Raw genomic sequence first — 24,852 nt, forward strand, 5'->3', positions numbered from 1 at the left:
GCTATCCCTTGATATGAACGCCCGAGACCTTTCCCAATTCCTGCGCCGCCTCAACGATCATTGCGCCCGTGCTCTCGCCGAAGCAGCGAGTCTGTGCGAAATGCGAGCCCATCGAGATATCGAAATCGAACACTGGTTGATCAAGCTGCTGGAGTTGGGCGAAGGCGACCTCGTCGCGATCGTGCGCCGCTACGAACTCGACGCGGATGGCATCTGGAACGGCCTGATCTGCGCGATCGACCGGCTTCCGCACGAATTGCGCGGCAAACCAAGTATGTCCCGTCGGCTTGGAGAGCTGCTGGAGGCGGCGTGGATGTGCGCCTCGCTTGAAGCGGGTGTCACATCGATCCGCTCGGCGCATCTGCTGGCAGCGCTCGCCGACGCGCCGCACCTGTTGCGCGCGCCGGATGCGTGGCCCCTGCTCTCCGTGTCCGCTGCGCAGATCGGACGTTTGATGCCCGCACTCGACCGGATATCGGTAGAAGCGGCAGGCGTATCCCTACAGCCGGACGGCGATACCGATAGTGCGCCGGTCAACGCGAGTGGAACGCTTGGCCATGCCGCGGTCGGCTCGGCCGTGGACGAAACCGCATTGCATGCCGCCCTCAGCGATCAAGCCTCCCCGTCGGCCGCCAGGCCACGGGCACACTTACCCGGTCAGCTGGGATCTGACGCGCTGCAACGTTTTGCCGTCGATATCACTCAGAAAGCGCGCGACGGCAGAATCGATCCAGTTTTCGGGCGGGATGTGGAAATCCGGCAGATGGTCGACATTCTCGCGCGCCGTCGTAAGAACAATCCGATTCTCGTCGGCGAGCCAGGCGTTGGCAAGACCGCGCTGGTCGAAGGACTCGCGCTGAAGATCGCCGAAGGCGACGTGCCGTCGGTGATCCGCGAAGTCAGTGTGCTAACGCTCGACCTCGGCTTGCTGCAGGCTGGCGCCGGCGTCAAAGGCGAATTCGAGCAGCGTCTTAAGAATGTGATCGAAGCCGTACAACGGTCGCCAACGCCGATCCTGCTGTTCATCGACGAAGCGCATACGCTGATCGGCGCAGGCAACACTGCAGGCGGCGCTGATGCTGCGAACCTGCTCAAACCGGCGCTGGCGCGCGGCGAACTGCGTACGATTGCCGCGACCACCTGGTCCGAGTACAAGCAGTACTTCGAGCGCGATGCAGCGCTCGAACGGCGTTTCCAGATGGTCAAGGTGGACGAACCCGACGATAACAATGCATGCCTGATGTTGCGCGGCCTGAAGGAGCGCTACGCGAAGCACCACAGCGTGCATATCACCGACACGGCAGTCTCCGCGGCGGTGCGTCTCTCGCGTCGCTACCTGACCGGCCGCCAGTTACCGGACAAGGCCGTCGATCTGCTCGATACCGCTGCGGCACGCGTCCGTATAAGTTCAGAAGCCACACCCGTCGCGATCTCCTCATGTCATGCTGAACAGGCTGCGCTCCAGGTAGAACGCAGGGCGTTAGTCGAGGATCATATCGCCACCTCCGTTGATGTCGGCGAGCGGCTGGTCGCGATCGACATTCGCCTCGCCAATCTTAAGGTCGAACGCGATGCACTTGAATCGACGTTCGCCGAACAGAAAGACGCCGTCGCCATGCTGCAAAGGCTGCGTGGCCAATGGCATGCAGCCGCGGACGAAAGCGAACGTCGCGACCTGCAACAATCTATCCGCGTTGTCCATGATGTACTAGCCGGAAACGGCGCCGACGCGCTGATTCAAGCGGAAGTGGACGAAGCAGCCGTTGCCCGCGTGATCGCGGATTGGACCGGCGTGCCGGTCGGTAGTCTGCTGGAGGACGAACTCGAGACGCTACTCGAACTCGAGACGCGCATCGGCCGCGCCGTAGTGGGTCAGGATGACGCTCTCGTCGCGCTCGGCAAGAGTCTGCGCGCCGCCAAAGCCGCCCTCAAGTCCGACGAAGCGCCGCTTGGCGTGTTTCTGCTGGTCGGTCCATCCGGCGTGGGCAAGACGGAAACGGCCCGCGCGCTGGCGGACCTGATGTTCGGCGGGGAGCGTGGGCTGATCACAATCAACCTGTCCGAATACAAGGAAGCGCACACAGTCTCGCAGTTGAAGGGCTCTCCGCCGGGCTATGTCGGATACGGGGTGGGGGGCGTGTTGACGGAAGCCGTGCGCCAGCGCCCGTATAGCGTGGTTCTTCTGGATGAGGTCGAGAAGGCACATCGAGACGTGCTAAATCTGTTCTATCAGGTGTTCGACCGAGGCTTGATGCGCGACGGTGAAGGCCGTGTGATCGACTTCCGCAATACCGTGATTCTGATGACGTCGAATCTCGGCAGCGAACAGATCATGGCCGTGACGGAGGCCGTCGCCGAAGCCGGCGGTGACGTTACCACTTCGATGCTCTTGGAAACGATTCGGCCGCTGCTGGTCGAGCACTTTCAGCCGGCGCTGCTCGCGCGCTTCCAGACTGTCGTATACCGGCCACTTTCGGGCGCGGCGCTGGCGTCGATCGTGCGAATGAAACTCGACAAGGTGGCGCAGCGCATCGAGCGCCGGTTTGGCGTGCCGCTCGTATGCGACGACTCGGTGGTACGCGAACTTGTGCGTGCGTGCCAACTACCCGACTCCGGCGCGCGCAATATCGACAGTCTGCTCGATCAGCAGATCCTGCCGGTCCTGTCGCGCGAACTGCTAGTGCGCGTTGCTGCGCAGCAATTGCCACGCGGAATCACGCTGTCGTTCGCCGGGGAAAGCGGCATTGCGGTGGAGTTTGACAGCACGATTGAGGCAGAGGCGTGACCCGCGGTGGCCCGGCTCTCTTTGAGGCGGTGACAGGTCATTTCGCGAACGGCGCAGCTGTCGATGACTTCGATGCCGCGACGCAGACCTTCCTGTCAGTGCAGGACAACGTCCAGCGCATCCTGAACAGCCGTCGCGGCGGCCTCGCGCACCTTCCAGACTACGGACTCGACGATTTGTCGGAAATCTATCGCCATCTGCCGTCGTCTGCGCACAAGCTCAGGGGCGCAATCGAGACGACGCTCCTGAAGTATGAGCCTCGCCTGGAATCGATCGACATCGATATCGAAGACACCGAACCAGGCATGTTGCTGAGTTTCACGATGTGCTGTCATCTGTGTCAGGCAGGGCTGGTCCGCTTCGGCACGCATTTCACGTTCGATGGGCAGACGCGACTCACGATGCTGAAGGCTGATCATGATCGCGACTAACGGCGCAGCCGAAACGCGGCGGTCGTCGGCGATCGGCTACCCAAGCCCAAGCCGAAACCAGTAATTTCCAATAAGAAACGATTGACCGCCCCACACCGCGCTGCCGGGGTGTCGGCAGCCGTGGCCCACGACACCGCCCGACGCCCCGCCATCTCTACGGCGCACCAAGCTCACAAGCCCATCCAGCCCGATCCGCCACCCAACCCCGGGGCAAATACCCTTGCCGCCGCAAAATCCCGCGTGTATAGTTTCCGAACTTACTCTTGTTTCGCATCGGAAATTAAAGGGATTCTCATGGACGCTTCCACCATCCTCGCCGACCTCGGCATCGCCCACGCGGCGCAAGCCGGCGACATCGCGGTTCATTCGCCCATTACCGGCGAACTCATCGGCCGTGTGGCCAGCAACACAGTGGCGGAAGTCGACGCGGCCCTCGCCAATGCGAAAGAGGCATACACGGCCTGGCGCAACGTTCCGGCGCCGCGCCGCGGCGAACTGGTGCGCCTGCTCGGCAACCGTCTGCGTGAAAAGAAGCACGCACTTGGCAGCATCATCACGCTCGAAACCGGCAAGATCCTGCAGGAAGGCTTGGGCGAAGTGCAGGAAATGATCGACATCTGCGACTTCGCGGTCGGTCTGTCGCGCCAGTTGTACGGTCTGACGATCGCCTCGGAACGCCCGGGCCATCGTATGGCTGAAACCTGGCATCCGATGGGTACGTGCGTCGTGATCTCGGCGTTCAACTTTCCGGCCGCGGTGTGGTCGTGGAACGCGGCGCTGGCGCTGGTGTGCGGCAACGCAGTGATCTGGAAGCCGTCGGAAAAGACGCCGTTGACCGCGCTTGCCGTCAACCAGATTCTCAGCGAAACACTGAAGGAATTCGGCGACGCGCCGGCCGGCCTGACCGCACTGATCAACGGTGGCCGCGATGTCGGCGCGAAGTTGGTGGCCGACCCGCGCGCATCGATCGTCAGTGCAACGGGCAGCACGGAAATGGGCCGTACGGTCGGTGTTGAAGTGGCGAAGCGCTTCGGCCGCTCGCTGCTCGAGCTCGGTGGCAACAACGCGGGCATCGTCGCGCAAACGGCGGATCACGAACTCGCGATGCGCGGCATCCTGTTCTCGGCAGTGGGTACGGCGGGGCAGCGTTGCACGTCGCTGCGGCGTCTGTTCGTGCACGAGAGCGTGTACGACAAGACCATCGAACGTCTGAAGCAGTTGTATAGCAAGGTGCCGATCGGCAATCCGCTCGAAAAGGGCACGCTGATGGGACCGCTGATCGACAAGCAATCGTACGCTCGCATGCAGGAAGCGCTGCAGCAGGCTACGGCCGAAGGTGGCAAGGTGTTCGGCGGCGAGCGCGTCGAGGTGAAGGGCCATGAAGGCGGTTACTACGTGCGTCCGGCGATCGTCGAAATGCCGTCGCAAACGGCAGTGGTGCTGAAAGAAACCTTCGCCCCGATTCTTTACGTGCTGCGCTATTCGGATTTCGCAGATGCGGTCGATGCAAACAATGCGGCGGTGCACGGTTTGTCGTCGTGCGTGTTCACGACCGATCTGCGCGAAGCTGAACGTTTCCTGTCCGACTCGGGCAGCGACTGCGGTATCGCTAACGTGAACATCGGACCGAGCGGTGCGGAAATCGGCGGCGCGTTCGGTGGCGAGAAGGAAACCGGCGGCGGTCGTGAGTCGGGTTCGGATGCGTGGAAGGCCTATATGCGCCGCGCGACCAATACGGTCAACTACTCGTCGGCGTTGCCGCTCGCGCAGGGCATCGACTTCAATATCGACTGATCCGGCCAGTAGCGATACAGCGATAAAGCAGTCGATCAGTAGAGCATTCAGCAGAAAGCAGCGGCGCATCCACGCGCCGCTGTTCACAACTTCTTTCAGCAATTCGTTTGCGCCGCCCGCCGTTTCAGAGCGGCCACGCTACTCGTGGAGTGAGACGTGAGTTCCAAAGTCGTGATCGTCGGCGGTGGGGTGATCGGCAGCTCGATTGCGTATTTTCTGCGGCTTAATGATCCGTCGGTCAGCGTCACGGTGATCGAACGCGATCCGACGTATGCGCGTTCGTCGTCGGCGTTATCGGCGGCATCCATTCGCCAGCAATTCTCTACACCGCTTTCCATTCAGATGTCGCTATTTGGCATCGAGTTTCTGCGCTCGATCGGCGAGCGGCTCGAAATCGACGGCTCGAAGCCCTCGATCGATCTGCACGAAGGCGGCTATCTGTTTCTCGCCACGCCCGCCGGTGAGGCGACGCTGCGTGAGAATCACGCGCTGCAAAAGCGTCTTGGCGCCGATATCAGTTTGCTCGATAAAGACGCGTTGCAAGCGCGCTTTCCCTGGCTCAATACCGACGACCTCGTTGCCGGCGCTTTCGGCGAAAGCGGTGAGGGCTGGTTCGATGGTTACGGCCTCGTGCAGGCGCTGCGCAAGAAAGCGCAGGCGCTCGGCGCGCGCTACATTGCCGCCGACGTGACCGCGCTGCATCGCGACGGCAAGCATGTCACGCAAGTGCGAACCGCGGATGGCGAGGTCTACGCCTGCGATTTCGTAGTGAATGCTGCGGGTGCCTGGTCGCGCAAAATCGCACAGATGGCCGGCGTCGATCTTCCGGTGTTTGCACGCCGCCGCAGTATTTTCAATGTCACGTCGCCCGCGCGGCTCGAAGAGTGCCCTTTGCTGATCGATCCGAGCGGCGTGTATTTCCGGCCTGAGGGCAACTCGTTCATCTGCGGTACGTCGCCGTCAGCGGATAACGATCCCGACGATTTACCGCTCGACGAAGTCGATCACGCACTATTCGACGACGTGATCTGGCCGACACTCGCGCACCGCGTGCCGCAATTCGAGGCGCTGCGCGTGCAGAACTGCTGGTCCGGCTACTACGAATACAACGTGCTCGATCAGAACGCAATCATCGGCTATCACCCGGACGTCGATAACTGCATTTTTGCCAATGGCTTTAGCGGGCACGGCTTGCAGCAGGGCCCGGCAACCGGCCGCGGTGTCAGCGAATTGATCCTTCATGGCCGCTATACGACGCTTGATCTTGGTTCGCTGAGTTTCACTCGTGTGCTCGAAAACCGGCCGATCGTCGAGAAGAACGTGGTTTAGCTCGCGCGTTCGAGGTGATGCGGAAAACGCAATACGTAGTGCGTAGATATCGTTTGCCGCCCACCCGGACGATGGCCACAATCGACGCGAATCTTCCATCGATAAGATAAGCGGCCCGTCACCATGTTCAAGTTCAATCCTGCATTTGAAGCGCCGACCGGTTCGCCGATCCGCGAGCTGTTCAAGTATCTGGCGCAACCCGGCATGATTTCGTTTGCCGGCGGCTATCCGGCGAGCGATCTGTTCGATCGCGAGGGATTGGATGCGGCCGCCGCGCGTGCGTCGCAGCAGCCCACGCTCTGTCTACAATATGGCCCGACTGACGGCCTCGCCGTCCTCAAGGAACAACTCGCCCATTTGATGACGCGGCGCGGTACGCCGTGCACGCCGCAGGAATTGCTCGTCACGACTGGTTCGCAGCAAGGCTTCGATCTGCTGTTGCGCGTGATGGTCGCGCCGGGCGACGTGGTGCTGGTCGAACAGCCTGCCTATCCGGCGACCTTGCAGGCATTGAAGCTGCAGGAGGCGGTTGTGGTGACGGTGCCGGTCGATCAGGACGGACTCGATGTCACCGCGCTCGCCGCGTTGCTCGAAGCGGGCACATTGGCGCGGCCGCCGAAGCTGCTCTACACCGTGCCGACTTTTGCCAATCCAACCGGCGCAACCTTGTCGCTCGAACGCCGCATGGCGTTGTTGAAGCTCGCGGCGCGTCACCATTTTCTGATCGTCGAAGACGATCCCTATGGCGATCTGCGTTTCAGCGGCGCGGCGCTGCCGTCGCTGCTCGCGTTGAGCGATCAGGTGCCCGGTTCGCGGGACTGGGTCGTGCATTTTTCGAGTCTGTCGAAGATCGTCGCGCCGGGTTTGCGGGTCGGCTGGATGGTCGCGCACGCGGAAATTTTGCGCCGCTGTGTAGTCGCCAAGCAGACCGTCGACCTGTGCAGTTCACCGTGGACTCAGGCGATCGCCGCAGAATACCTCGCGAGTGGAGCGCTGGAGCGTCATCTGCCGAAGATCATCGACGCCTACGCCGTGAAGTGCCGCACGCTGTGCGACGCGCTCGATGAGCATCTGGGTGACGCCATCGCGTTTCATCGTCCTGCCGGCGGCATGTTCGTGTGGGCGCAATTGAAAGGTGGACAGAATGCGTCCGATACGCTGTGCGCCTGTATCGAGCGCAATGTCATGTTCGTGCCGGGCGTCGCGTTCTATAAAGACAATATTGATCTGACGGCACTGCGTCTGTCATTTGCAGCGCCCGGCGTCGCCGAAATCGAAACCGGTGTGCAGAGAATGAAGCAGGCGCTCGCACTGTTTTGATGACGGCTAACGCGGCTAACATAGTATTGGCGGTAAAGCGGTAAGGGCAATACCTGAAATAACCCGGTGAGCACGTAGTGCGTAGCCGGGTTTTTTTATGCAAGTGCTAAATCACGGAGATTTGGGATAACCATCCCGATCCCGTAAAGCAGCATAAGGCCGCGCCTGGCTTGACTATGCTCGCACGCTCTCCTATGCGCTGTTCAAACCGGCAGCGGGTGTAGACATCCCCTTCTTTGTATCCCGCCGCCTTGCTCCACCGTTTAACTCAAGCCGTTGCGTCGAACGAGCCCGCTTTCTAAAGATTTAATTTCGCCCGTTCAATATTTCCGTCAAACTCCTGAAACATGGCTGAATGTTAAATGGAGAGTACCGCTGGTTTTGGCCTAAAAATATCGGTTATCATCGCTGCCTTCGGCGAATGATTTCGGTGAGTTAATTCATCGGGCATCCACGTTAATACCGTCGCATCGAACCAGAAAAAATCAGATGAAGATGTCGCGAAAAAAGATTGCAATCCTGGTAGTCGGTCTTCTGGTCGTGGCCGGCATCGTCATTCAGGCGGTGTGGCGTCCATTCGGGCACCGCAAAGCCGCCGGGACCAGCGAAATCGTGCTCGATATTCATCACCCGGATGCGGTGATCGACAGCGAAGCGCTCTCGCGTTTGCCGCGCGACATCTTGCGTGTGCCGCTGTTGCACGACGTGCTGACTCAAGATTTCGTCGACTATTACGAATCGAACGACACGCGGTTGTCCACAGAAGGCGCGCTGCGTCGTCTCGCGTTCGAACATCAACTCGACTGGCGCGATGAACTGATCCGCCGCGTATTCGACGAACCGGCGCATGTGCTGCTGTGGCGCTCGCCGGATGGCCGTCTCGGCTACTGGGTGATGTCGATGCACCGTAACGGTCTGGCGAAACTGCTGCAAAGCTTCGGCAACGTCGCCGCAAGCGATTCGCAGTTGAGCCAGGTCGCCAAACTCTCCGGCGACGTACCGGTCTACGCGTTGAAGCTGGCAGTTGGCCGCACGATTCTGTTCGCCACGAAGGACGACCGGCTTGTCGTGATGTCCGCCCCGGGCGTGCTGCTCGACGCGAAAGGCAGCTTGCTGGGCGAGCGAGCCGACGCCGTGTCCGAGATGCTTTCTTCAGGCCGCGACGATGCGGCTCGTGCCTATCAGTTGGACGCGCCCGGCGATGCGCCGAAGGGACACCGGCTGGTGGTGTCGGCCAATTATTTGTCGTTTGGTTATCAAGCGTTTTTCTCCGGTATCGACGCACTGCGATTCGATTTTTCGCCGAACGGCAGTGCTGCGGCGAACTGGCAGACTTCCGCTTTGATCGAGCCGGGCAAGTTACCGCAGGCGTGGAATAGCGCCGACCTGTGGCGCGCCTTGCCGGCGAATCCGGCTGCGTGCACGAGCTTGCCGGCGGACTGGAAAGAAGCCTCGGGATTGTTGGGCAAGGTGGCCGATGTGGGCGCGGATGGCGCCGCTGCGATCGGCGATCAGCTCACCGGTCCCGCGGCCGTCTGCTGGTATGCGAAGTCCACGCTGGTTGCGCCGGTGTTCGTTGCCCGCGTGAAGGCGCAGGACGCGGCGAGCATCGCTGCGCTGCAGACCGCGCTCGGCAAGACCTTTGGCGACGTGATCGGCGCGTATGAGGTGAAGGCCGCCAAATCCGCTGATGCCGATTCGGGCTATCGTCGCTTGCCGGTCACGAAGCATGATCAGGGCGCCGGCGTTACCGTGTGGCAACGGCCGGTCAGCGCGCTCTCCGGTACGGCGCTGTCCAGCAAGGCGTCGTTTGCATCGCAACTGTCGGCTGAGCGCTATTTCCCGGTGACGCTCGCACTGGCGCACGGTTATCTGATTTTCTCTCCTGATTCACGTCTGGTCGACGACACGCTCGCCGTGCTCGACAAGCGTTATCCGGCGCTGGCCGATACGCTCGCGCCGCAGCGTCTGCCGCGCACGATTCTCACGCTGACACCTTCGTCCGCGGCTGCGTTGATCGAACGCGAAGCGGGCGCGGCATTGCCGGCGGATCAGGAAGCAGTGTTCCGCAATGCGTCGCGCACCCATCTCGTGCCGAAGCTGCATGCGCTGGCGCACTATCCGCCGGTTTCGTTGACGCTGCCGCAGAACTTGCCGGGGTCGACAGCTTGGGTCCCGGTGGAGTGGTGGTTCGATCGCGCGAAGGCGGGTGCGGACGCCGGCGCCACCGCGGGAGTAGCAGATTCGCCTGCAGATCAGCCTGGCACTGAGGGCGACTAAGTGCGCCGCCTTCACGTCCCCGACGTGGCATTCGCGACGAATGCCCGCACGGCACGCCGCATCTGGCTCGCGCGCGCTGCTTCAGCGCTCGTCATAGCTAGCCTCGCGCCGTACGCCAACGCGCTCACCAGCACAACCGCATCGCCCGACCCCGACGCGCTCTCCCCGCAGCAATCCGCCGCATTTCGCGCGTGGTTCGTGCGCATCGTCGACCAGCAAATGCGCCGCGGTCCGACGCCGCGCTGGACGCAACGCGATTGCGCAGGCCTCGTGCGCTTTGCCGTCGGCGAGACGCTCAAGCCGCATGACACCAAATGGTTGCGCGCGAACGGCATGACCAGTCTCACGGACACCAGCAGCATGCCGCCCGAATTGCAACTGTCCACGTCGCAACGCGGAATCGCGAATCGTTGGACGCGGCTCGACGGTTCCACCGGCGCGTATGCGTCGGCGATCGCACTGATTCAACGCAATAGCCGTTTTGTTTCGAAGGACGTGAACCAGGCGCTGCCTGGCGACCTGTTGTTCTTCGACCAGGGCGACGACCAGCATCTGATGATCTGGCTGGATCGCTACATCGCTTATCACACAGGCACTGTTACGCCGACCGATACCGGTCTGCGCGCCGTGGCCGTCTCCGACCTGATGCAATGGAAAGATTCCCGCTGGCAGCCGCTCGACGGCAATCCGAATTTCGTTGGCGTGTTTCGTTTGGACTTTCTCACACCATGACCCGAATGAACTCCGTCACCGCGTCGCGCGCCTGGCTCGGCAACCTGAAACGCCGCGCAGGCTTCACCGTGGTCGCGCTCTTTGCGGCCCTGACGCTCGCCATCGCACCAACGGCCCATGCCGACGACGCCGCCTCGAGCAGCGCCGCCGACACAAACATTGCCGCGAACCCGACGCTGCAAACAGCGCCATCGAGCAACTTCGCGTCGCAGAAGGTCGACGGCCAGCCGTTCTTCCTGCTCTCGGATGCGAGCTTCGGCAGCGATCAGTTGGCGCAGGTGCGTCTCGAAGCGCCCGGCCGCGAGTTCAAGGATGCGCTGCAAGCGTATGGCGGTGCGGATATCGTCGTGTATCGCGTGCCGAAGCCGCTGGACTTTTTGAAGGCGCAGAAGAATCTGCATCGCCTGAACGTCGCGCCGAATTATCAGGGCGAAGGGCTGGCAAATACGCTGGCCTATCTGTGGGACCGCTGGTTCACCGAAGCGCGCCGCGCCTGGCAACGTGTGCTGTCGTTCGCGACGCGAAGCAAGGCAACCGAAGCCGAGCCGCAATTCAAGCTCGGCGAGCAGACCGGCAAACAGACGCAATTCCAGCGGAACTCGCAGTTCGCGCCGCTGAAGGGCTATGACATGGTCGCGCGCTTTCGCTATCCGATTTGGGACGCGAAGGTGATCGAGCCGCCGAAGGGTGTGAATCTCGAAGGCAGCAGCAGTAACTTCATCGAAGCGAGTTCGGGCAACGTGATGATTCCGGTGGGCAAGCTGCCGCCGGGGCTGTATATCGTCGAGGCGGTGATCGGCAACTATCGCGCGCATACCTTGCTGTTCGTATCGGACACGGTTGCGGTTGTGAAAGCGGCATCGAGTGGCATGCTGGTGTGGACCACCCGGCGCGATAACGGCAAGCCGGTGGCGAATACCGACGTGAACTGGACCGACGGCGTAGGTGTGCTGCAAAGCGGCGCCACCGGCAGCGACGGCGCACTGGTGCTGCAACACGTGAGCCCTGAGCGCAGTTACGTGCTCGGCACCGATCCGGAAGGCGGCGTATTCGTTTCGGAGAATTTCTACTACGACAGCGAGATCTACAACACCAAGATCTACGCTGTGACCGATCGTCCGATGTACCGGCCGGGCGACGCAGTGCATGTGAAGTTCATCGGCCGCACGTTCCAGAACGCGACGCAATCCACCGCGCCTGCAGAAGCCGATATCAAGCTCGACGTGCTCGATCCGAACGGCGCACCGGTGGCGACCAGCAAGGTGCATTTTGCTTCCGATACGGGCGCGGACGCGTCCGTCACGTTGCCCGCCGATGCTACCGCCGGTGGCTATACGCTGCGCTTCGATTACAACGGCGATGTATACGGCAGCGCATTTCGCGTCGCCGAATATGTGAAGCCGCATTTCGACGTCAACCTGTCGATGGATAAAACCGACTATGCGACGGGCGAGCAACTGAAGGGCAAGATCCAGTTGCGCTATCCGGACGGCAAACCGGTTCGCGACAGCAAGGTCTCGGTCACGCTGCGTGCGCAGAAAGTGACGATCGTCGATGGTGAACTGCGCTACGCAGGGCTGTTTCCGGTCAAGCTGGAACAGCAGGGACTCACAACCGATAGCGACGGCAATGCAAGCCTCACGCTGCCCGCTGCAAAAGAACCGAGCCGTTATGCGTTGACCCTGTTCGCGCAAGACAGCGCGGCCTACAAGGTACGTGTGACGCGTGAGGTGCTGATCGCGCGCGGCGCGACGCCTTATCGCTTGTCAACGGCCAAGTCGTTTTCGCAGCCGAAGGAAGCGGTCAATTTCGATCTGCAGGCGCTCGGCACGATCGATCCGTCTTCGCGTGCGCCGGCCAAGTGGGAATGGACACGCCTTGAATCGCAGACTCATGGAGAAGGCGCAATCAAGGGAGCAACGGCGGGCGGCAAGCTGTCGTTCCCGGTGCAATTCGACCAACCGGGTTCGTACATGCTGTCGGTCAAGGACGACAGGGGCAATCTGCTCGCCGCCGCGAGTCATTGGGTGGCGGGCGATGGTCTGAAGGCGATTCCAGGTAGCGTCGAGATCGTGTTCGATCGCGACAGGTACAAGATCGGCGATACCGCCGAAGCGCTGATTACCTTCCCGATGCCGGTCGACGATGCCCTCCTGACACTGGAGCGCGACAACGTCGAACATCGCGCGTTGCTGACGGCCGGCGGCGACTGGCTGCAACTGCAACGCGTGGCGCCTTCGCAATGGAAGGCGCGCATCAAGGTCGGCGAAGCATTCGCGCCGAACATGACGTTCTCGGTGCTGTACGTGCATGCCGGCGAATACGTGTTCCAGAATGCGGGCATCGTGGTCGCGCAGCCGCAGATCGAACTGAACGTGAAGAGCGACAAGCCGGTGTACGGTCCGGGCGATACGGTCACGCTCAACTTCGACAGCACGCTGAACGGCAAGCCGGAAGCGGCGAATCTGACGGTCAGCGTGGTCGATGAAATGGTCTACGTGCTGCAGCCGGAAATCGCACCGAATATCGTCGACTTTTTCTATCATCCGCGTCGCAACAATGTGCGGACGTCGTCGAGCCTGTCGTTCATTACGTACGACCTTGCGCGCTCGCCGTTGAAGGGCGCGCCGGGCGGTCCGCAACGCGCCAACTACAACGAGCGCGGTGTGAAGGTGCTCGAACGGCCGCGTCGTGACGATCAGGACACGGCCGCGTGGGAAGGTACGCTGAAGACCAACGCGAATGGCCACGCCACCATGACCTTCAAGATGCCGGACTCGCTGGCCCGCTGGCGCGTCACCGTGCGCGCGGCGGCGCCGGACGGCATGGTCGGACAACGTACCGCGTATGTGCGTTCGGACAAGGCGCTGTATCTCAAGTGGAGTGGGCCTTCGCATTTCCGCGTCAACGATCAGCCGGCCATCGACATGATCGCCTTCAATCAGACCGACGCGGATATGGACGCCGAGTGGGTGGTCGACGGCGGCGGTCTCTCGTTGAACCAGAAGGTCACGCTCAAGCGCGGCGCGAACTACCTGCGTTTGCCGACCGGTGCGTTGAAGGCGGGTGTGATCAACGCGAGCTTGCGTCGGGCGGGTAAGGATGTGGATCGCTTGCAGACCACCATCCGGCTCGATGCGAGCGGCTGGCTCGATCTGCATCAGAACACAGTGGCGCTCGACGGCTCGAACAAGCCGCTCAATCTGCCGCAAGATGCGCAGGACGTCAGCGTGCGTTTCATCGGCAGTGCCGCGAGCCAATTCGCGCGCGTTGCCGACGATCTGATCAATTATCCATACGGATGCGCCGAACAAACGTCGAGCCGCCTGATTCCTTTGGCGCTTGCGCACGACGCCATCGGTCATGGCGATAACGCCAGTTCGACGCAGGGACTCGAAGCGTTGCTGCGTAATCAGCGCCAACGTCTGGCGATGCTGGCCGGTGTCGGTGGCACGTTCGGCTGGTGGGGCGATACGACCGGTGGCAGTTCGCTGATCACCGCCTACGCGTATTACGCGGACTGGCTCGCGAGCCGCAGCCTCGGCATTACGCTGCCCACCGACAACTGGCAGCATGCGATGGACGTCTATCGCGATGCCGGTGCGAAAGAGCCGCTGCTGCATCGCGCGTTGGCGCTGTGGTTCATGCAACAAATGGGCCTGCCGGTCGCAACGCCGGTGTCGGGTGTTGCGGCGGACTTGCAAAGCGATGCAACGGCCGCGGCCAATGCTTCGACCCCGGCGCGCAACGGCACGTATGGCGCGTCGGACAGCATCGTGTTCGCGCAAGCCGATTCGCCGCGTGGCAAGCAGATGGCGACGCTGCTGGTCACCAACATGGCGCGTAGCACGAGTGCTCAACTGCCGGACGGCTTCGATGCGGCGGCGAGTGCTGCGCGCACGGCATTGGCCAACGATCCCGCACCGCTCGTGCAAAGCCTGCTTTACATGACAGGTGGCGGCGGCGGCGCGGCGATCGATGCATCGGCCTTGCTCGCGAAGAGCAGCGCCGACTACCCGACGCTCGATCGTGCGTTGACGTTGCTGTGGGTGCGTAAAGCGCTCGGTGGCGACGCGGCGCCGGCTTCGCTGCCGTCGTTACAAGGCGCGGGTTGGACGCGCGCTGCGACCCCGACTGGCACGCCGCTGTGGAAGTGGACCGGCGCTGCATTGCCGGCCACGCTCGATGCAGGCGGCGCGCGCACCGACGTGAACGCGCTGGTTTCGTTCCGCAGTCATACGAGCGAGGACAGCCGACTGAACATCACCGTCGAACGTCGTTTCTACAAGCTGGAGCCGCTCGAAGTGAAGGTCGATCCGAAGAAGGCGGGTGGCGCCGAGAGCCAACTGGGTCGCTCGGCATTTACTGCGCGCCTGGTTAAGCAGGGCGATGCGATCGACAGCAATGCGCTGTACGTCGACGAAGTCACGCTCACACCGCGCTCCGGCAATGCGTACCACTACGGTCTGCTCGACGTGCCGCTGCCGCCGGGCGGCGATGTGGAGGCGACAAGCTGGGGCGTGTCGATTGACGGGTTGCCGGGCGAGAAGGAAGGGGTAAGCGGTCCGCAGCCGTTTGCGCGTGCCGCTTCGTATGAGATGGGCGAGCTGGCCTATCACCAGCCGGTGCCTTTGCTCGATCGTCCAGTGAGGCTGCGGCAACTGGTGCGCTTTGCATTGCCGGGCGCGTTCGCGTTGCCGCCTGCGCGCTACTTCCGCATGTATCAGCCGGACGCCAAGGCGTTCGAAGGCGGCAAGAGCGATCGTATGACGACACTGCGTATTCAGTAAGCGAGACCGCTATGTTCTCCGCTCTTCGGCACTCGCGCGATCGTCTGGCAGCTACGCTGCGGATTGCGCTCGCCGTGGGAGTGGGGTGTGTTTTGAGTGGCGCGGGTGTGGCAGCGACTGCGGCGATGGCATTGTCGACTGCGTCACTAGCTGCGGTGGCAAGCTCGGCGCCGAACGCGTCGTCAAGGTCGGCGACGAGCTCATCGCTAAATGTGCCGTCAACGTCGTCGCCAAGCTCATTGCCAGGATCGGCGTCAACCATATCGCCAACCTCGCCGTCAGCCGCACCGTCGGTAAACATGCTGCGCTTCGCCTGGTTGCGCCACGGTCAATCGCAGCTTTGGCAATTCAACGCCGGCGGCGGCGCGGACGGCCTCGCGCCGCAGTCGGCGAGTCCCTTGCCCGCGACGCTGGAGACGCCGCTCGGCAGCGTGTGGAAGCTGTTCGTCTACGGTTATCTGGTCGATCGCAATATCGCCACGCCGGATTACACCTGCAGCGGCGGCGATCCTGAAGAAGTGTATTGCTGCATGACGAGCGGTCACATCGACCGCGAACATGCGCTGGTGCAATCGTGCGGACGCTTTTTCGAGCCCGCACGCCTGCAACTCGATCCCGCCGATTGGCGCAAGTATTGGACTGCCGCGCATGCACCCGTCTGGCTGCGCGACCTCCACGCGATGACGCCGACGCACCGCGTGCCCGTGCCCGACTTGCTCGCGGCCTTGCAGGCGATGCCGGCCAAGCCGCGCGAAGCGGCGGCGAGCACGCTGGTGTCGGTGCTGACCAGCGGCCGCGGCGAAGGCACCGTGTCGCTATACGGCAGCCTGCTGCGCGCCAAAACCTGGACGATGCCGGATCCGGCGCGGCCTGGCGCCTCGATCGGCGGTGCGGCAGGCTGGCTTGCTGACGGCACGCCGGTGTGGCTCGGCGGCGCCGGCGGCAGCGCGCGCGTGCTGGCGGCCGCCGCGCCGCGCATCGCGCCGTTGCTCACACAAGTCACCGTACCGGACGACAACGCGTGCGTGCTGGTCGACTTCTTCAGCCGCTATCCGATTCGCCAGGTGCTCGGCGACAAAGGTCCGGCTGCGGTACCGGACGGCCCATTGCGTGGCGAGTTCCGGATCGGCTTCGTCAACGGCAACTGGGCACGTGTGGAAAGTCGAGGCGAACTGCGCCTCGATCGCGACGCTTCAGGCGCACCGCAAGTGGTCGGCCGCTTCGGTATGAACGACTACGTCGCGCGAGTGGTCGAGCGGGAGGGCGACACGAGCCAACCGGAAGCGGCCAAGGCGTTGGCGGTGGCGGCGCGCTCCTACGTCGTGCAGCACGGCAATCACGATCATGGCTGCTTCCGTATCGATGACAGCAGCAGCACGCAGCGCGTCCTGCCGCGCGTGCCGACCGCCGCCGCGCGTCGTGCCGCGGATCTGACCGACGCGCTGGTGCTCACCGGCGTGCCGGTCCAGTATCACCACGACAAGGCCGCGCCCGCTCAGATGAGCTGGCTCGCCGCGAAGGCGTCCGCGCAAACCGGCCTCACGTTCGACACCATTCTCTCGCGCACCTGGCCGCAAGCGACCTTGACGTCGTTCGAAAGCCCGTTGTCCGGCGATTGCATCCAGGTGGCCGGCGCCCAGCAATGGCTGCAGCGTAACGCGCCGTTGTGGGCGCGGCGCATGGACGGCGCGGCGGGCTACGAGACGCCCGATCTGCCTGCCGTGTGCGCGGTGCGCGAAGGTCGGCCGTATGCCGATGCGCAGCGCAATCGCGTGTACGTGTATCGCCTGCAGACCGAAGAAGACCGTATCGCGCTGGCGCATGAATATATTCACCTCGCGTTCCAGCATCATCCGCGTGGCCTCGATGAAGAATTCGTCGAACGTACCGCGCGCACGCTGATCCGTACCGACAATCCGATCCAATGAACACCGTCTCGCGCTCGCTTTCCGCCGTGTTCCGCGCGCTTCCTGTGATGCGCCACGTTCGAATTCCTGCGGCCATTGCCTTGGCGCCTCTTAGGCAGGGCGTTCGAGTTTGCGTTCGCGTGGCAGTTACCTTGCCACCTCTTATGCGCCGTGTTCGAGTTCACATGGCAATTGCTGTGGCCTCGGCTGTGCTGGCGGCGAGTATGACGACGAACGTGCAAGCCGCCGGCGCGGACGGTAATGGCGGGGCGCTCGCCGACCTCACCGGCGCGTTCGGCGGCTGGCGTCACAGTGGGCTGACGAACGAAGGCGAGCACTTCGTCGCGGCGTATCCCCGGCCGCCGGTCGACCGTGGCGCGCAACGCTATCGCACGCTGATCGAAGGGCGCCTGAAGCACATCGACAAACACGCGCGCAAGCCGCCCACGCTGGTCGTCAACGGCAATCCAACGCCGCTCTATACCGACGACGAAGGCGCATTCGCACGCCCGTGGGCATTCGGCGCAGGCTCGAACAGCATCGAGTTGATTTCCGCCGACGGCAAGCAGCGCCAGCGCATGCAGTTCTACGAAGCCGACCGCAGCAAGCCGCAGGCGAAGCTGCGCGCGATCGTCACGTGGGATGATCCGAAAGCGCAGGTGGATCTGCACGTGATCACGCCGGACGGTCTGCACGCGTTCTTCGCCAATCCGACTCTCGAAGACGGCAGCGGCTTCGATGTCGATTCGGTGGACGGCGCGGGTCCGGGGATATTTTCGTCGGCGGCGCCCGAGCACGGTACGTGGCTGTTCTTTCTGAACTACTGGGGCAACTTCGATTCGACCGGCTACAACTTCGACGCCGCTGCGCACGAGCGCGACGTGATTACCGCGACGTTGACGCTGGTGTTCAATGAAAACACGCCGAACGAGCGGCGTGAAACGATGGTCGTGCCGCTGCGTAAGATCGGCGACCTGCAGCTCGTGAAAAGCGAGCGACTCTGACAGCGGGATGGGAGCAGTGACAATGAAGGTCAAGACGACGGGGTGGGTGAAGGCTGGCTGGATGATGCTCGTCGTCGCCTGTTTGCAGGCCGCGACGGTGGCGCACGCGAGCGATATCGACTTCGGCGCGCCGTTGAACGGCTGGCGCAACACCAGCGGTGACAGCGAGCGCTATACGCAGGACGTGCACTATCCGGCGGTGTCGGTATCGACACCGGAAGGGCAGTCGAAGTTCGCGTTGATCGAAGGGCAGATCCGCAACACGCCGAAGAAGAAAAGCACCACGGTGGGCACGCTGGTGGTCGACGGCACGCCGTTGCCGCAGCGGGTGGAGGAAGACGGCAAGTTTTCGCGGCCTTACGCGTTTCCGTCCGGCAGCAACAGCGTGGAACTGCGGGCGCCGGATGGCTCGCGCAAGCGCGTGCAGTTTTACGACGCCTACAGCGGCAAGACGCAACCCAAGTTGCGCGTGGTGCTCGCATGGGACACCGACGGCACCGATCTGGACTTGCACGTGGTGTCGCCGGACGGCGTGCACACCTGGTATGGCGACCGGGTTGCGCCGAACGGCGGCGCACTCGACGTGGATGTGACTACCGGCTACGGGCCGGAGATTTACTCGTCGGCGGCGCCCTTGAAGGGCACGTATCTGGTCTATGTGAATTACTACGGTAACGGGAGCAGCGGCAGCGATATGACCGTCGCGCAGGTGACGATCATCACGAACGAGAACACGCCGAACGAGAAGAGCGAAACCATTCGGGTGCCGATGCGTAAGCCGGGCGAGCTGACGCTCGTGAAAACATTCGTGATGCCGTAAAACAGTTGCTCTCTTGCGGGCCAGATTTCAAATTTTCACGCTGTCGTAGTCAGTTTTGCGAAGGAAAGACCACCCGCCCGCCGTGCATATGCGCTTATGCGCATGCGGGCCTCAAAAACGTATATTTGCCAGCCGGGGGAAGAAAAAATGAACGCACTCGACCAGAAGCAGCCGCTGTTGAGCTACGACGGCAAGGTTGGAGAGCTGTACGGGATATTCATCAAGAATCTGTTGCTGCAGATCATCACGCTTGGCATTTATCGTTTTTGGGCCACCACGAATACCCGCCGATATATCTGGTCGCGCATGCGTTTTCAAGGTGAGCGATTTGAGTACACCGGAACGGGCGGCGAACTGTTCAAAGGTTTTCTACTGGCGATTGCGATTATCTTTGGCGCGATTGTCGGTGCTGGCATTCTTAGCGCGATTCTGCGCGCCATCACAGGGAGCGCTGCACTGGCTCTCGTGCCGATCATTGTGCTCTACATCGTGATCGCGGTGATCGCAGCAGGGGCGTATTTCAGCGCGCAGCGTTACCGCTTGAGCCGCACCCAATGGTGTGGGATTCGCGGAGGCATGACCGGCTCGTCGTGGGTCTACGGCGCGTATGCATTGCTGTATGGCCTGCTGTGCATCGTCACTCTGGGACAGATGGTGCCGTGGGTGTCCATGCGCCTTGCGGAGCGACGCATCAACGCGAGCAGTTTCGGCAGCCTGCCGTTTCATTTTGAAGGCCGCGCGCGTGCGCTGTATGGCGCGTTCGTCGGCACGTTTTTGGGCGTCGTCGCGCTGTTCGTCGTGCTCGGGGCAGTTTTCCTCAAGAGCATCATGGCGTTCCTGCCCATCGGGCATGCGCCGCTGAAGGCTCATGATCCCGCCGCGTTCGCAGCATTCGGCTCGATATTTCTGTTCTACGTGCTGTTCATCGTCGGTGCGTTGCTGATCCAGTGCTTCTATCTGGCGCTGGTGACGCGCCATGTCATGGGTAATACGACGCTTGGCACGCAACTGCGCTTCGGCAGCAGCATTACCGCCGGGCGTCTGCTCGGAATGATGCTGGGCAATCTGGCGATCATCGTCTTTACGCTGGGTCTGGGTTTTCCGATCGTGTTGCATCGCGTGATGCGCTTCGCAGCCGATACGCTGCAGGTGTCCGGTCAACTCGACCCGCAGACGCTCGGTCAAAGCGATCAGCAACCGCCGCGCACGGGCGAAGGCATGCTGAACCTGCTCGATCATGGCGGCGCGTTCTGACGCCGTTGTGGAACCTTCAGTGCCGACCGGCACACGCTATTACGACGGCAATACCGCCGCGCCTCACGTGGCAACGCTGCGCTGGAGCGAGGCGTTTCTGTCGATTGACGGTGTTGAGGGCGAGCTGGCGGCTTGGCCGCGTGCGCGGCTGATCGTCAGCGAGCCCGACCCGGAAGGCAGGGTCGCGTTGGCGTGCAAGGGCGAACCGGGCCGCGTGTTGACCGATGCCTTTGCACTACCTGTGCAGATGACGGCGCCACGCAGGCAGCGTTGGCACTATCTGGGCTGGATCACGATCGGCGTGGCGGCGCTGGCGCTTGCATTCGTACTCGTCGTGCGACTCCCTGCGGCTGGCGCGGCGCTTGTGCCGCGCAGCGCGGAAAACCGGCTTGGCGAGATGGTGGAGACGGTCGTGGTCGGCAAGCATCGGGTGTGCCGCGACGACGACGGACAACGCGCGCTCGAACAACTCGAAGCGCGCCTCGCCCATGCGGCGGGGATAACGCAGCCGGTACGCGTGGTGGTCATCGACAGCAAGACGGTCAATGCACTTACGCTACCTGGAGCACGCATGATCGTCATGCGCGGCCTGTTCCAGCATGTCGACAATCCCGATCAACTGGCCGGCGTGATGGCGCACGAGACGGGACATATCGCGCGGCGCGATCCGTTGACCGCTTTGTTTCGCAGCGCCGGTATCACTCTGATCAGCACAACCTTGGGTATCCATCTGGGTTTCGCAGACGTTTCTTCGCTGGCGGGGCGATTAGTGGGTTTGTCGTATAGCCGTGACATGGAACGTCTCGCCGATGCGAACGGCGTTGCCTATCTGCAAGCGAGTGGATTGCGCAGCGATGGGCTCGCAGCATTTTTTGCGTTGACCGAGAAGCGTAGCGGCAGTGCCAGCGGTGCGATTGAATTTCTGTCAGATCATCCGCGTACGCTCGACCGGGAAAAGCGGAGTCAGGGATCGCCAGTCGGCGAAAGTGCGTTGACGGCGCAGCAATGGGCAGCGGTTCGCGCAATGTGCGGGAAGCCGTGAGCCGTTCGACCTGTCGGAAGCGTAGATGTGAAAACCAATGTACTCAACGAGTTGGGTGACTCTTGCTCAGGATATCCACAGGCTTCTGAACAGTTTCTGTGGACAAATCGAACTATGGAATCCGTTCTGTAGAACCGCGTGTTGCGCAGTCGTCGTATGCGTTTCTGGCAGGCTCTTCGAGTGATCGGCGTGTGATGGCGCAATGCCATCCGATGGAGCTTACCGCTTCTTTCCGGCGCTCAAGTATTGGCTTGCTGCCGTCGATAGGTCCTGTAAGCGGTCGTGCGTCGAACCGCCGTGTGCGAGCGTAATGGGTCTGTTTGCATTGCCACAGCGAACCGGAGGCGGCGCATGCGTTGGGCGAAATAAACGGAGGTTGCCATGCAAATCGACAGTGCGCTGTCGTCGACACTGCCGGAATCGGATCGCGCGATGACGAAGAGCCGGTCCGCAACGGACGACACGGCCACGCAGACGGTTGCGTCAAATACATCCGGGCAGGACGACGCCGTCCATATCTCCGCCGAAGGCGCAGCGACGGCGGCGCAAGAGGGCAATACGGTTCAGGACGGTGCGGTAAGCGATTCAGCGGGAGAGGGCGCATCGACAACCGACGTCTCGGCGGTCAAGTTGTTCGCGTACGGTACGCTGGGTCTCGAACGCCCGGATCAGCCTCATGAAGAGCGTAATGCGTTCTACACGGCTGGGCGTTGGCTGGCCGCGGGAATCACCATTGGCGGGATCATCTCGTTGCTTGCTTGAAATGGGGAGAGGGAGATGCGCTTGTCGTGCATGACGCACGACAAGCGCAACGACCGGCTTGGCTTAGCGGTCGAGGAACGACTTCAGGCGATCTGCACGGCTCGGATGCATCAGCTTACGCATGGCCTTGCTTTCGATTTGACGGATCCGCTCACGCGTGACGTCGAACTGCTTGCCGACTTCTTCGAGCGTGTGGTCCGACTTCGTGTTGATGCCGTAACGCATACGCAGCACCTTCGCTTCGCGCGGCGACAGTGAGTCGAGCGCGTCGTCGATGGCGGCGCGCAAGTCGGCCTGCATTGCTGCGTCGGCCGGCGAGGAAGCTGCCGAATCTTCGATCATGTCGCCGAGCGTGGCGTCGCCGTCGTCACCGACCGGCGTTTCCATCGACACCGGCTGCTTGGCGATCTTCAGAATGCCGCGCACCTTCTCTTCCGACAGTTCCATGCGTTCTGCCAGCACCGACGGATGGGCTTCCTGACCGGTCTGCTGCAGGATCTCGCGCGAAATGCGGTTGAGTTTGTTGATCGTTTCGATCATGTGCACCGGCACGCGAATCGTGCGCGCCTGGTCGGCGAGCGAGCGCGTCACGGCCTGACGAACCCACCACGTTGCATACGTCGAAAACTTCCAGCCGCGGCGGTATTCGAACTTGTCCACCGCCTTCATCAGACCAATGTTGCCTTCCTGGATCAGGTCGAGGAACAGCATGCCGCGGTTGACGTACTTCTTCGCGATCGAGATCACGAGACGCAGATTCGCCTCGATCATCTCGCTCTTGGCCTTGCGCATCTTCGACTCGGCCGCGACCATCTGACGATTGATCTCTTTCAGATGCTTGAGCGGCAGCGAAACGGTTGCTTCGATGTCGATCAGCTTCTGCTGTTCCGACTGGATTGCCGGCAGATGGCGCTCGAGCGCCGCGCCGAACGTCGACGCGCCGCGCGCGGCACGCTCGGTCCAGCCCAGATCGGCTTCATGACCCGAAAACGATTCGATGAACTGCTCGCGCGGCATGCCGCTCTTCGTCACGACGATTTGCAGAATGCGGCGTTCGATCGCACGAACTTGCGCGACTTGGTGCTGCACGTCGCCGCACAGGCGGTCGATGGTGCGTGCCGTGAAGCGGATCTTGGCGAGGTGCTGCTGAATCTCTTCGCGGGCGCGCAGGTAAGCCTTCGAGCTGACGTCGCCGCGCGTGTGCGAGGCGTTCTGCTGGTCGGACAGAATGCCGACTTGCGCGAAGATTTCCAGGCAATCGCTGGTGAGTTGCTTCAGGCGTGCTTCGTCCGCTGCCGAGGAGTCGGCCGGACCGGCATCGTCGTCGTCTTCGCTATCGCTGTCGTCATCGTCGGTCGCGTCGGCGTCAACGTCTGCTGCGGCGTCCGCGCTCGCGCTGGCGTCTTCCGCCGCAACCGTATCTTCATTCAGACCGTCGACCAGTTCGTCGATACGCAGTTCGCCGTCCGCGACCTGTTGGGCGCTGGCCAGAATGGCGGAGATCGCGAGCGGGCAAGCGGCAATCGCCTGCACCATTTCGTGAAGACCGTCTTCAATGCGCTTCGCAATCGCGATTTCGCCGGCGCGGGTCAGCAGCTCAGTTGCGCCCATTTCGCGCATGTACATGCGCACGGGATCGGTCGTGCGGCCGAACTCGGAATCGACGGTCGACAACGCGACTTCGGTTTCCTCGTCTGCCTGATCGTCCGACACTACGGCGGGGGCGTTCGAGTTGAGCAGCAGGGTTTCCGCATCCGGAGCCTGCTCGTAGACCTGCACGCCCATGTCGTTGAAGGCGCTGACGATGCTGTCGATCGCCGCCGTCTGCGCGAAGTTGTCGGGCAGGTGGTCGTTGATCTGCGCGTGGGTCAGGTAGCCTTGCTCCTTACCCAGCTGGATCAGCGCACGCATCTGGCGCTGGCGTTCTTCAGCTTGTTGCGGCGGCAGTTCAGCCGCTACGGGGATCGCTTTGCCTGCGCCTTTGCCCTTGGCCGTACGGCCAGCGGGCGCCTTGGCGGTGTATCCGGCAGTTTCGTGTTGCGAATCTTCGCGATCAAAAGGGTTCACGTATTCTCCTCTAGAGGCTTCGCTATGAGACGCAAGACGCTACCGTCAGGCGTTTCGAGCATGGCTCAACATCACCTGAGTGACTCAACGCGGTTGTTTGGCTGTGCTCTGGGGAGCAAAAAAGATGAGCCCACGCGAAGCGGGCCGATAGAAATGTGCGAAATTCGCGCGGCTCGCATTATATACGAGCTTGCGCCTTCGCGCGCATTATGAGCACACCAATTTGTCATGCGCTCTTGTCGCAGGGTCCCTTCATCGCCTGTCATCCGTAAGTTCAGGTGGGGGCAGAAGGCAGCACTTCAACTGCTCGTCGTGCGCGTATGCAGGCTCTTCACTATAGGCTATGTCGGCCACTCCCGCACGACCGGATGACTTTCCGTCGATCTTGCTACATATAGTGGGGCGCATGTTTCGGCGTCAAATCGCACTTGGTCAAAAGAAAATTCACAAAAGGGGGTTGACGACCTGCCGGTCGTTCTCCATAATCTCGTTTCTCTGCTGCTGATGCAGCGACGCAGAACGAAGCGGTGCCGGG

Annotated in this window: 15 protein-coding genes; 14 read left to right on the forward strand and 1 reads right to left on the reverse strand. The window is 62.2% G+C overall.

Going from position 1 to position 24,852, the window contains the following annotated elements:
• Positions 1 to 13 precede the first annotated feature (13 nt).
• The 14 genes from tssH to M0D67_RS07215 all read left to right on the forward strand — a co-directional run bounded on the left by tssH (position 14) and on the right by M0D67_RS07215 (position 22,250).
• The gene (tssH, locus tag M0D67_RS07150; RefSeq protein WP_266238237.1) at positions 14 to 2,785 is read left to right on the forward strand and encodes a type VI secretion system ATPase TssH; all 2,772 of its coding nucleotides are present in this window, start codon (positions 14 to 16) and stop codon (positions 2,783 to 2,785) included.
• Positions 2,782 to 3,216: a type VI secretion system baseplate subunit TssE gene (gene tssE, locus M0D67_RS07155; protein ID WP_266238239.1), complete on the forward strand. Its 435-nt coding sequence runs from the start codon at positions 2,782 to 2,784 to the stop codon at positions 3,214 to 3,216. The genes tssH and tssE overlap by 4 nt, the downstream gene beginning before the upstream one ends.
• A gap of 294 nt (positions 3,217 to 3,510) precedes the next feature.
• Positions 3,511 to 5,010 carry an aldehyde dehydrogenase family protein gene (locus tag M0D67_RS07160; protein ID WP_154557799.1) on the forward strand — a complete coding sequence of 500 codons (1,500 nt, stop codon included), beginning with the start codon at positions 3,511 to 3,513 and terminating at the stop codon, positions 5,008 to 5,010.
• Between the two features lie 156 nt (positions 5,011 to 5,166).
• The gene (locus M0D67_RS07165) at positions 5,167 to 6,339 is read left to right on the forward strand and encodes an FAD-binding oxidoreductase (RefSeq protein WP_266238242.1); all 1,173 of its coding nucleotides are present in this window, start codon (positions 5,167 to 5,169) and stop codon (positions 6,337 to 6,339) included.
• 123 nt (positions 6,340 to 6,462) lie between these two features.
• Complete coding sequence (locus M0D67_RS07170; protein WP_266238244.1) at positions 6,463 to 7,659, forward strand: PLP-dependent aminotransferase family protein; 1,197 nt, start codon at positions 6,463 to 6,465, stop codon at positions 7,657 to 7,659.
• Between the two features lie 489 nt (positions 7,660 to 8,148).
• Positions 8,149 to 9,939, forward strand: coding sequence for a DUF2138 domain-containing protein (locus M0D67_RS07175; protein ID WP_266238246.1), 1,791 nt, complete (start codon positions 8,149 to 8,151; stop codon positions 9,937 to 9,939).
• A 60-nt stretch (positions 9,940 to 9,999) separates the two neighbouring features.
• Positions 10,000 to 10,671, forward strand: a complete 672-nt coding sequence (locus tag M0D67_RS07180) for a DUF1175 domain-containing protein (RefSeq protein ID WP_266238299.1) — start codon at positions 10,000 to 10,002, stop codon at positions 10,669 to 10,671.
• Positions 10,668 to 15,461 (forward strand): alpha-2-macroglobulin, encoded by a 4,794-nt coding sequence (locus M0D67_RS07185; RefSeq protein WP_266238248.1) that lies wholly within the window; start codon positions 10,668 to 10,670, stop codon positions 15,459 to 15,461. The genes M0D67_RS07180 and M0D67_RS07185 overlap by 4 nt, the downstream gene beginning before the upstream one ends.
• A 299-nt stretch (positions 15,462 to 15,760) precedes the next feature.
• Positions 15,761 to 17,389 carry a DUF2300 domain-containing protein gene (locus M0D67_RS07190; RefSeq protein ID WP_266238250.1) on the forward strand — a complete coding sequence of 543 codons (1,629 nt, stop codon included), beginning with the start codon at positions 15,761 to 15,763 and terminating at the stop codon, positions 17,387 to 17,389.
• Between the two features lie 203 nt (positions 17,390 to 17,592).
• Complete coding sequence (locus tag M0D67_RS07195) at positions 17,593 to 18,372, forward strand: YfaP family protein (RefSeq protein ID WP_211706667.1); 780 nt, start codon at positions 17,593 to 17,595, stop codon at positions 18,370 to 18,372.
• 22 nt (positions 18,373 to 18,394) lie between these two features.
• A complete protein-coding gene (locus M0D67_RS07200) occupies positions 18,395 to 19,192 on the forward strand; it encodes a YfaP family protein (RefSeq protein WP_266238252.1) in 798 nt (265 codons plus the stop codon).
• Between the two features lie 147 nt (positions 19,193 to 19,339).
• Positions 19,340 to 20,446: a YjgN family protein gene (locus M0D67_RS07205; RefSeq protein WP_266238254.1), complete on the forward strand. Its 1,107-nt coding sequence runs from the start codon at positions 19,340 to 19,342 to the stop codon at positions 20,444 to 20,446.
• Between the two features lie 19 nt (positions 20,447 to 20,465).
• Entirely contained in the window at positions 20,466 to 21,488 is a 1,023-nt protein-coding gene (locus M0D67_RS07210; protein ID WP_266238256.1) for a M48 family metallopeptidase, read from the forward strand.
• A gap of 381 nt (positions 21,489 to 21,869) precedes the next feature.
• A complete protein-coding gene (locus M0D67_RS07215) occupies positions 21,870 to 22,250 on the forward strand; it encodes a hypothetical protein (protein WP_266238258.1) in 381 nt (126 codons plus the stop codon).
• A 63-nt stretch (positions 22,251 to 22,313) separates the two neighbouring features.
• Here M0D67_RS07215 and rpoD read toward each other — a convergent pair whose 3' ends face one another.
• Positions 22,314 to 24,317 (reverse strand): RNA polymerase sigma factor RpoD, encoded by a 2,004-nt coding sequence (gene rpoD / locus M0D67_RS07220; RefSeq protein WP_175049914.1) that lies wholly within the window; start codon positions 24,315 to 24,317, stop codon positions 22,314 to 22,316.
• Between the last annotated feature and the right edge of the window lie 535 nt (positions 24,318 to 24,852).

Source organism: Paraburkholderia sp. SECH4 (genome assembly GCF_030511745.1).
GTDB lineage: Bacteria > Pseudomonadota > Gammaproteobacteria > Burkholderiales > Burkholderiaceae > Paraburkholderia > Paraburkholderia madseniana.

Excerpts from the sequence above, each read along its gene's own strand:
- tssH (WP_266238237.1), top strand. The coding sequence starts at position 14 with ATGAACGCCCGAGACCTTTCCCAATTCCTGCGCCGCCTCAACGATCAT.
- M0D67_RS07160 (WP_154557799.1), top strand. The coding sequence starts at position 3,511 with ATGGACGCTTCCACCATCCTCGCCGACCTCGGCATCGCCCACGCGGCG.
- M0D67_RS07170 (WP_266238244.1), top strand. The coding sequence starts at position 6,463 with ATGTTCAAGTTCAATCCTGCATTTGAAGCGCCGACCGGTTCGCCGATC.
- M0D67_RS07175 (WP_266238246.1), top strand. The coding sequence starts at position 8,149 with ATGAAGATGTCGCGAAAAAAGATTGCAATCCTGGTAGTCGGTCTTCTG.
- M0D67_RS07185 (WP_266238248.1), top strand. The coding sequence starts at position 10,668 with ATGACCCGAATGAACTCCGTCACCGCGTCGCGCGCCTGGCTCGGCAAC.
- M0D67_RS07190 (WP_266238250.1), top strand. The coding sequence starts at position 15,761 with ATGCTGCGCTTCGCCTGGTTGCGCCACGGTCAATCGCAGCTTTGGCAA.
- M0D67_RS07195 (WP_211706667.1), top strand. The coding sequence starts at position 17,593 with ATGACGACGAACGTGCAAGCCGCCGGCGCGGACGGTAATGGCGGGGCG.
- M0D67_RS07200 (WP_266238252.1), top strand. The coding sequence starts at position 18,395 with ATGAAGGTCAAGACGACGGGGTGGGTGAAGGCTGGCTGGATGATGCTC.
- M0D67_RS07205 (WP_266238254.1), top strand. The coding sequence starts at position 19,340 with ATGAACGCACTCGACCAGAAGCAGCCGCTGTTGAGCTACGACGGCAAG.
- M0D67_RS07215 (WP_266238258.1), top strand. The coding sequence starts at position 21,870 with ATGCAAATCGACAGTGCGCTGTCGTCGACACTGCCGGAATCGGATCGC.